The 8,966-nt window shown below is 61.9% G+C and carries 7 protein-coding genes; 3 read left to right on the plus strand and 4 right to left on the minus strand.

All coding sequences use genetic code 11. From position 1 onward, the window contains the following. The first annotated feature begins 108 nt into the window (after positions 1–108). Both BG22_RS05580 and BG22_RS05585 read left to right on the plus strand, forming a co-directional pair. A complete protein-coding gene (locus tag BG22_RS05580) occupies positions 109–756 on the plus strand; it encodes a DUF2975 domain-containing protein (RefSeq protein WP_223851944.1) in 648 nt (215 codons plus the stop codon). Further along, positions 757–975: a helix-turn-helix transcriptional regulator gene (locus BG22_RS05585; protein WP_094667756.1), complete on the plus strand. Its 219-nt coding sequence runs from the start codon at positions 757–759 to the stop codon at positions 973–975. A 178-nt stretch (positions 976–1,153) separates the two neighbouring features. On the opposite strand, the gene BG22_RS05590 is transcribed toward BG22_RS05585, so the two are convergent. The 4 genes from BG22_RS05590 to BG22_RS05605 form a co-directional block, all read right to left on the minus strand. Further along, a complete protein-coding gene (locus tag BG22_RS05590; RefSeq protein WP_223851945.1) occupies positions 1,154–3,022 on the minus strand; it encodes an ABC transporter ATP-binding protein in 1,869 nt (622 codons plus the stop codon). A gap of 1 nt (position 3,023) precedes the next feature. Next, on the minus strand, positions 3,024–4,850 hold the full coding sequence (locus BG22_RS05595) for an ABC transporter ATP-binding protein (protein ID WP_094667755.1): 1,827 nt from the start codon (positions 4,848–4,850) through the stop codon (positions 3,024–3,026). 361 nt (positions 4,851–5,211) lie between these two features. Then, positions 5,212–5,757, minus strand: coding sequence for a MarR family winged helix-turn-helix transcriptional regulator (locus BG22_RS05600; RefSeq protein WP_094667754.1), 546 nt, complete (start codon positions 5,755–5,757; stop codon positions 5,212–5,214). A gap of 304 nt (positions 5,758–6,061) precedes the next feature. Next, positions 6,062–7,378: a YhgE/Pip domain-containing protein gene (locus tag BG22_RS05605; RefSeq protein ID WP_181163398.1), complete on the minus strand. Its 1,317-nt coding sequence runs from the start codon at positions 7,376–7,378 to the stop codon at positions 6,062–6,064. Positions 7,379–7,586: 208 nt separating this feature from the next. On the opposite strand from BG22_RS05605, the gene BG22_RS05610 reads away from it, so the two are divergent. Next, a complete protein-coding gene (locus tag BG22_RS05610; RefSeq protein ID WP_140493955.1) occupies positions 7,587–8,180 on the plus strand; it encodes a TetR/AcrR family transcriptional regulator in 594 nt (197 codons plus the stop codon). Positions 8,181–8,966 lie beyond the last annotated feature (786 nt).

Here is an 8,966-nt window from a genome sequence, read left to right on the forward strand (position 1 = left end):
AAAAGCACGGCAACACACGCGCAGCGACACACGTACGGCGGCACGGGCACAGCTAGGCAACGCAGCAGTACAAGCACCATCAGGCACCATCAGGAAAGGGCGGTCATCATGGGCGCGCTGAGTCATCCCAACCATCCCAACCATTCGGACCATCCAACCGGGTCACGGGCAGGGACCCCGGCAGTCCCGGGCGACGACATCAAGAACACCGCCGAGGACGCCGCGATGTGGCAGGAGTACCATCCCGCGGCGATCGCGGTGCTCAAGGGGTTCATCGTGCTTTTCGAGCTGATATGCCTGTGGGGGCAGTACGTCATCTATATGATGGCCGGCGACGTGGTCGCACTGTACCCCGAGACCGCGCCGGCCCGCTGGCCGTACACCATCGCCGGAATTTTGGGGGTTGCGTGCTTTGAAGTGGCGTTGATTCCCCTATGGAGGCTCCTGGATCTGGTCAAGCGCCGCGACGTATTCTCCGGCAAGGCGGTGTGGTGGACGAATGCCATCATCGTCTGCGCGGCGGCCGAGGGAGCGCTCGTGCTGTTCGTGCTGCTGTTCGGCCTGTTCGCCGACTTCCAGTACTGCGACCCAACCAGCGGCGACTGCTTCAACGCCTCGATGACCATGCCGGCGGTCGGTCTGGCATGTCTGGTGGCGCTGCTGCTCATCGCCGCGTTCATTCTGCTCATGCTGGTGATGCGCTCGCTGCTCAGCGCCGCCATCGCGCAGCGCAACGAGCTTGAGGCGGTGATCTGAATGGCGATTCGCATCAATCTCGACGTAATGCTGGCCAAGCGCAAGATGGGCGTGGGCGAGCTGGCCGATCGCATCAATATCACGCCGGCCAACGTATCGATTCTGAAGAACGGCCGCGCCAAGGCGATTCGGTTCTCCACGCTCGATCAGATCTGCAAGGTGCTGGACTGCCAGCCCGGCGACATCCTCGAGTTCGTAAACAGCAACGACGGCGAGTAGCAGCGTAGCCGCGACTCGTGCCTCGCGTCATTAATTCGTTGATTAATTCACTACCCCTCAGACCAACTTCGCGAGCCAGCTCGTCCTGCAATTAGGGCGCACTCCGCGAGCAGCCTGCCGCCGGGCCAAGGCTATTCAGACGATTGCAAGACGGATTCATCACTGGCATCTCACGTCATTACGCGAACTGGCTGTTGTACAGGGCCGCATACCGACCGCCACGCGCCAGCAGTTCTTCGTGATTGCCGGATTCAAGGATGTCGCCGTGCTCCATGTAGAGGATCATGTCGGCATCGCGAATCGTCGACAGTCGGTGCGCGATCACGAACGAGGTGCGCCCGGCCATGAGCCGCGACATCGCCTTGCCGATTTCGGCTTCGGTGCGCGTATCCACCGAGCTGGTCGCCTCATCGAGAATCAGAATCGGCGGGTCCGCGAGGAACACGCGCGCGATGGTGAGCAACTGTCGTTGACCGACCGACAGGTTGCCAGCCTCGTTATCGAGCACGGTGTCATAGCCGTGCGGCAGCGTGCGGATGAAGAAGTCCGCGCGAGCCGCCTTGGCCGCCGCCACAATCTGGTCACGCGTGGCATCCGGCCGTCCATAGGCCAGATTCTCGGCCACGGTCCCGCTGAACAGCCAGGTATCCTGCAGCACCATGCCGAACTCGCGTCGCAGGTCGCCGCGCGTCATGGCCGCCGTGGAGACGCCGTCAAGCGTGATGGAACCGCCGTCGATCTCGTAGAACCGCATGAGCAGGTTGATGAGCGTGGTCTTGCCCGCACCGGTCGAACCGACGATGGCGACCTTGCGCCCCGGCTCCGCCACGAAACTCACGTCCTTCATCAGCGGCTTGCCGGGCTCGTAGCCGAAGCGCACATGGCTGAATTCGACGCGTCCGCGCACCGGTTCGGGCACCTGCGCCGCCGCGTCCTCACCGGGGTCCGGCCTCTCCTCCTCTTCATCCAGCAGCTCGAACGTACGCTCGGCTGAGGCGAGCGCCGACTGGAGCGAATTGATCATGTAGCTCGCCTCGGTCATCGGTTCAGAGACCTGGATCACGTACTGGAAGAAGGCCTGCGCCACGCCGACGGTCATACGCCCGCCGATCACCATCCATCCGGCGATCAGCATCACGACCATCTGCGAGAACCGCGAGATCATGCGGATCAGCGGGTTCACGGACATGGTGATGAAGTCCGCCTTCTGCGCGGCGCGCCGGGTGCGTTCGGCGGCGGCTTCAATCGCCTCGATGCTGTCCGCCTCACGGTTGTACGCCTTGATGATGTTGCGGCCCTTGTAGTATTCCTCCGCCAGCCCGGTCAGCTCACCGACTGTCTCCTGCCGCAGAGACGCCACCTCGAGGTTCATGTGCGCCACCAGCTTGGTGACCCACAGGCTCAGGGCCATGAACGCCAGGAACACAACCGTCAGCAGCCACGAGTAATACACCATGATCACCAGCGAGCCGGTCACCGTGGTGATGGCTGTGATCAGTCGCAGCAGACCGGTCTGCATGACCTCGCTGATGCGGTCGAGGTCGTTGGTGACCTTGCTCAGGACCTCGCCGGGCTTGTTGCGATCGAAGAACCGCAACGGCAGACGATGGATCTTGGCGCTGATCTGCTTGCGCAGCGTGAGGTTCAGGTTCTCGGCGACCGACGCCATCAGATACGACTGCAGGTAGTAGAACGAGGCTTCGCCGAGGTAGAGCACCGCGAGAATCAGTATCGGCCACCCCGTGCCGAGCGACCCCCATTCGATGGCGTAGGGCGTTCCGGTCTTCCATGCGGCCTGCACGGCGTTCCAGATGGCGTCCACCACCACCGCGCTGTACATGGGCGCGGCGATATGGAAGAACGTGAACAGCAGAATCGAGACGGCAACGACCGACAGCCGTATGCGTTGCGCCTTCAGCTGTGCGAACAGTCGTCTGGCCGTGGCCATGGCGTTCTTGGGCGCTTCGAGTTCGGTCTCGTCCGACGATGCCGTGGTGATATCGACCTCATCCATGCCGTCGATCGACTCGTAGTTGTCATTGCTCATGTCACGCCTCCTTTCCCGGCTTGGCTGTCTTGACTACGGTGCGCGCCGGCTCGATGTCCGTCGGTGCGGCGCCCATCACTTCGTCACGCGCCGGCTCCTTGGTCTGCGATTCGACGATTTGGCGGTAGACCTCGCAGGTGGCCATCAGTTCGTCGTGCCGCCCGATACCGGCGACCTCGCCGTCCGACAGGACGACGATCTGATCAGCGTGCTGGATGGTGCTCACACGCTGGGCGATGATGAGTACGGCCCGGCGGCTGGTTTCGTCGGCGAGCGCACGCCTCAGCGCCGCATCGGTCCTGAAATCGAGCGCCGAGAACGAGTCATCGAAGATGACAAGCTGCGCATCGCCGACCAGCGCGCGGGCGATGGACAGGCGCTGCTTCTGACCACCGGAGAAGTTGGTGCCGCCCTGGGCCACCCGCGAGTCGAGACCGTCCGGCAGGGAGTCGACGAATTCACGGGCCTGGGCCACGTCGATGGCGTGGTTGAGCTCGGTCAGGCTGGCGTTGCGGTCACCGTAGCGCAGATTGTCGGCGATGGAACCGGAGAACAGCCATGCCTGCTGCTGCACGTAGGACACACGATTGCGCAGGTCGTGCTGGGTCATGTCACGTACGTCCACGCCGTCGAGCATGACCTGCCCCCATGTGGCGTCGTGGAAGCGCAGGGCGAGCATCGCGATGGTGGATTTGCCCGAGCCGGTGCCGCCGATGATGGCGGTGGTCTGACCGGACTTGCAGGAGAAGCTGACGTGGGTCAGGGCGTCCTCCTGCGCGTCGGCGAAGCGGAAGGTGACGTCGCGGAAGGCCAGCACCTCGCCGTCCGCGAGCGGCTCGCGCCCCGCCATCCCGATGGCCTTGCCGGGTTCGGGATCGGTGATTTGCGGGCTGTGGTCGAGCACCTGCCGCACGCGCTCGCAGCATTCGAGGGCGCGCGGCAGGGTGAGGATCACCATCTGGGCCATCATGAGATAGAACAGCACCATGACCGAGTATTCGACGATGGCCGTGATGTCGCCGATCTGGAATCCGCCGGCGTCGATGCGCGCGCCGGAGAGGAAGTATACGATGACGACGAACACGTTGATGCCGAAGTACGACAAGCCGTCAAGGTTCGCGAACAGGCGGTTGGCCTTGATGGACGTGGTGGCGTAGTCGGTGAATGTGGCGTCCATGCGCTCCTGCTCATGGCGCTCCTTGTCGAAGGCGCGGATGACGCGCACACCGGTGAGGTTCTCGAGCAGCACGGCGCCGATCCGGTCGAGCAGCTTCTGCAGACGACGGAACAGCGGCGCGGCGGAACGCATGATGACGAACGCGATCATGCATACGACGGCGATCACCGCGAGCAGCCACAGGCTCATGCCCACGTCCAGGCGGAAAGACAGCGTCAGCGCCACCACGACGATGAACGGCACCGGCAGCATCATGCCCATGAGATTGGTCATGGCCAGCTGGATGTTGACGATGTCGTTGATGGTGCGTGTGGTGATCGACGCGGTGCCGAAGTTGCGGAAGTCGTAGATGGACAGGTCGAGCGACTTGCGGTAGAGGGCCACCCGCATATCCCTGCCGACGCGGCTGGTCAGCTGCGAGCAGCACCAGCCGCCGGCGATGGCGGCCAGCCCGGAAATCAGGGCGGCCACTCCCATCTTCACGGCGGTCACGATCATCGTGTCGAACGAGGCATTCGTGGCGCCCTCGTTGAGCAGCTCCGCCACGAAGGTGGGGATGACCAGCGCGCCCACCACGTCGAAGAACAACAGCACCACCGTTACGGCGAACAGCCCCCAATACGGTCTCATGAAACGGACGACCAGCCGCATGACGTTATTCACTCCTTAGTATCTGCGTCTTTCGTTCGATTGCTCGCTGCCTACGGCCTTTAGCCCCGCAACGCATTTCAGGCGCGTGAAATCCTCTACGCTCTCACACGCAATACCCATATTGTCCCATTTAGGGACAAATGTCAAATCCGGAAAGACTCAAGGGAATGGAATCATCACGCATATTCAGATACTCAAGGCCGAGCCGCAGCCGAAATCGTTGCCCACGGCAAAGGCAATCCGCGAGAGACCTTGGGGAGGCCGCGACGAGACCATAGGCAGCCATGAGGCAGCCACAAAAGGCAGCCACAAGACAGCTCGGCCCGATAACGCTCAACGCTCGCTCACGTCATCCTCTCCATCACAGTTTGACGGCACGGAGCTGCCGGCGGAATTCACGGCCGAAAATCTCCATGCCTCGAATCATCGCGTCCCGCAGGTCGGGGTCGAGCTCGCTCATCGCACGGTATTCGGCGCCACGTTCCGGCGCAATCAGCGCGTTGCAGTACCGGCGGCCCGATTCGGTGAACCATACCGTTTTGACGCGCCGATCCCCTTCCGATTCGCCGAAGCGGATGTACCCCTGATCCATGAACGAGGAAATGACGTTGTTGACGGTCTGGCGCGGCAGCATCGTGTAATCGCAGATCTCGCGCTGCGAGACGCCGTCATGGTCATTGAGATAGTCGAGCACGCACATCGTGCTGTCGGACAGACCGAGGCGACGGCCATAATCCGCGAACGCCACGTCGATCCGGTGCAGCTCATCGAAGAACCGGTCCAGCCGCTCGGCGATGGACGCCCCCTCGCCTTGCCGCTCAACCTGCTGCCCAACCTGCCGCCCAACCTGCCGCACCGACGCCGCCCCACAATCATCCACAGAGGTCCGTTCACCGTCCTGAACCATCACAAAAGCCCCTTATCATTGTCTCAATCCAAGACAATGATAAGGGGCTTTTGCCATTCGTGCCAACCGAAATCGGGCCGGACGGAGCGCAGAGCCGGGCCAATCGGGCCGGACGGATCGGAATTACGGCGACGGCTTACGCCAATCGGATTACGCCGGCCGAATCAGACCGGAGCGGACGGACCACGCAGGACCGAACCGGAACCGGCCACACAGAACCAGACCGGACCGAGCAGATCGCACAGGACCAGACCGGAACCGGCCAGCCGAATCAGACCGCGCCGAGCCGATCAACTCCGCCGGGTCACTCACGACCGCGCTTGCCGAGCGGCAGCAGTCCGGCAACGATGAACACCACCAGGCCGACGCACATCACAATCATCAACGGTTCGGATGCGGCGTTCCACCAACCGTCACCGCTGTAGAGCACCGCACGCACACCGTCGCCAATGTAGCGCTGCGGCACCCAGCCGTAGACCCAGTCACGCCAGAAGCCGGGCAGCAGCTCATAGGGGAACAGTCCGCTGGTCATGCCGAGGCCGAGGCCAAGGACGCCGCAGATCGCGCCGAGCGGCATCGCGATGTTCATTAGCGCGAGCATCACCGACATGACGGCGAAGCTGGCGAGCCACAGGAACCCGATCATCGCGGCCGGTGGCCAGACGGAGCCCAGCATGGCGAAGATGCAGCACGCGCCGAGCGCGACGCACAGCGACCAGACAAGCGCGGCGCACAACTGCACGCCGAAGGACACCCAGCGTTGCGGCTTGGAATCATAATGCTTGCGGCCGAGCTGCATCACAGTGAGCACGGCGACGATCAGCGACATCATGTAGGTGGGCATGATGAGCACATTCTGACCCATCATCGCCGCGGTGGGCAGACTGCTGTTGGACTTGACGTCGCCGGCGTTGATCGTCTTGACCTCCACCTTGACGCCGGTCTGCGAGAGCATGGTCGGCACGCTCTGCTTGAGCAGGCTGGCGACGAGCGGGCTCTTCGAGTTGTCGATGGTGAGGGTGACGGCCGGAGCGTTCTCGTCGTCGGACGAAGCGGACGCGCCGGCCGAGTCGGATGTGCCGGACGCGGCGGCACCGGTCGCACCGCCGGACTGCGCGGCGATGGCCTTCTGCATCGCGGCCTGCACATACTGCTGTGCGGCGGCTCCGGTCAGTCCCTGCCCCGCCGCTTCGGCCTGCGCCTTGGCCATGGTCTGCGCAAGCGCCGTGGCGGACTCGATCTGAGCCTTGGCCGCCGCCTGCTTTACGGCCATCTGCTTGGCGGTGAAGTCTTTCGGAATGACGGTTGCGGCGTAGTAGTCATGGTCGACGAACCCCTTGTCGAGCTCCTCCTGCGAGGCGACCTTGGTCCAGACCATCGGCTGTTCGTCGGCGTCGGCGGATGACGAGTCACCAGCCGAAGCCTCGGTCAGTTTCTTGACCATCGCATCGCCCACATTGACCTCGCCTTGGGCGGTGGTCGCACCCTCGTCCAGCGACAGAACGGCGACCGGTAGCTCGCGGACCTGCGCGTTCATCATCGGATAGAACATCAGCGCCATCAGACATGAGACCGCGATGATCGTCACCAACGGCAAGACGTATTTGGCGTACTGTTTCAACGCTCCCCATAATGCATTCCTCTCGTTCGGGGATTCACGTCGAATCCAACCGAACGATGAGAATACCCAACACGCTGTGGAATATAAATCCTCATAACTCGATATGATGTTGGGTTATAGGGGGCAGGTCATTATGACGGTGCATACGGCACTGAATATGGCCGGCGGACGTCGGCGACCATCGATGAATATGACGAGGAGACTGAATATGGGACGACCGAAAGCGGACGAACAAGGTGCGCCCGAAAAGATGCAGCAGGCATTCTGGCGTCTGCTGGAGGCGAAGCCGTATGCGCAGATCAACGTCAGCGATATCACGCGTGTGAGCGGGCTGAACCGCAGCGCCTTCTATTACCATTACACGTCGATTCCGGAACTGGCCGACGACGCCATCGCCTCGCTGTACGCGGAATCGAACGTCGCCGCATTCATCGTCCATCTCATCCGCCAGCCGGACGATATGGACGCCATCAGCGACTACGGTAAGCGCCTCACCGACCCCGAGTACCTCGATTGCGTGCACAAACTCATGCTGATTGCGGGGCCGCATGGCTCGGCCGGCCTGGTGAGGCAGCTCAAGAACTTCGTCATCGACATCTGGCTGTCCTCGATTGGCGTCAAGCCGGAATCGCTGGGCCCGGTGCAACGCATCACGGCGGAGTTTGCCGCCAACGGGGTTCTGGGCATGCTCAGCTCGGTGCAGGGGATGCTCGAATCCAAAACCTTCGACCCCGACTGGCTCAGCCAGTCCCCCGTGCCGCGAACCGTCTCCCAGCTCGTACATTCGCTACGGGAGCAGTAGGGGGCGACGGCATGCCGATACATGTTCACCGGAAAGCAGGGCAGCCACGTCATTTCTCCACGTATTAGGACTGCACCGCGTCCCTTTATTCCCCGTGCCCCTGCAGCAACCCACCGTATCCGGGCTCTCCACACGTCACCAACGTGTGGGGTGACAGTTGCAGGGCATCAGCGAGAAGCACGCCCGGGCATCCCCGGCACCGGTTTCCGAAAACTATCTGGCTCTGTTAAACCAGAATTGACATATGCTACCCAATCTGGGTTCAGAGTGGGTTGATCTTCCTAGGAAATCAACCCATATGGCCCACCTTGTATATCAAAGTTGGTTTAACAAAGCCCACTATTTCGGCTATCTCCTTTGCAAGGGGTACATTGACGTCGTCTCGGACAAGTATCTGCTTTGCAAGGGGTACCCGAATGGCGAAACGACAAGTATCACGGCCGGAATTCCAACGGGAATACATGAATTACCGACATTGAGGTACCCCTCGCAAAGCAGATATCTGTCCGCAGAAGCGCTAATGTACCCCTCGCAAAGCAGATAGACACGCAATCAGTCCCGCAGCTTCGCAAAAACGGCCTTGCCCCAACATCCGCAGCCGGGTCTGCGTCCCAGCCAAGCATCGGTCCGGGGCAAATAGTGGCGTTGTTTTGCAGGCAAGCCGCAAACATGCCCGTTACAAGCATCGGCAGACGTAGACGCGACCCATCCACGATTACGGAAACGAATGAACGACCGATGCAGGCAACCAATGGACAATAAACGAATCCAATAACAGCGAGGGAA

It is taken from the genome of Bifidobacterium sp. UTBIF-78 (assembly GCF_006408945.1).
In the GTDB taxonomy this organism is placed as follows: Bacteria; Actinomycetota; Actinomycetes; order Actinomycetales; family Bifidobacteriaceae; genus Bifidobacterium; species Bifidobacterium myosotis.

What these genes read in the sequence shown, in the direction of transcription:
- BG22_RS05580 (WP_223851944.1), top strand. Translation starts at nt 109, where the DNA reads ATGGGCGCGCTGAGTCATCCCAACCATCCCAACCATTCGGACCATCCA.
- BG22_RS05595 (WP_094667755.1), bottom strand. Translation starts at nt 4,850, where the DNA reads ATGCGGCTGGTCGTCCGTTTCATGAGACCGTATTGGGGGCTGTTCGCC.
- BG22_RS05600 (WP_094667754.1), bottom strand. Translation starts at nt 5,757, where the DNA reads ATGGTTCAGGACGGTGAACGGACCTCTGTGGATGATTGTGGGGCGGCG.
- BG22_RS05610 (WP_140493955.1), top strand. Translation starts at nt 7,587, where the DNA reads ATGGGACGACCGAAAGCGGACGAACAAGGTGCGCCCGAAAAGATGCAG.
- BG22_RS05590 (WP_223851945.1), bottom strand. Translation starts at nt 3,022, where the DNA reads ATGAGCAATGACAACTACGAGTCGATCGACGGCATGGATGAGGTCGAT.
- BG22_RS05585 (WP_094667756.1), top strand. Translation starts at nt 757, where the DNA reads ATGGCGATTCGCATCAATCTCGACGTAATGCTGGCCAAGCGCAAGATG.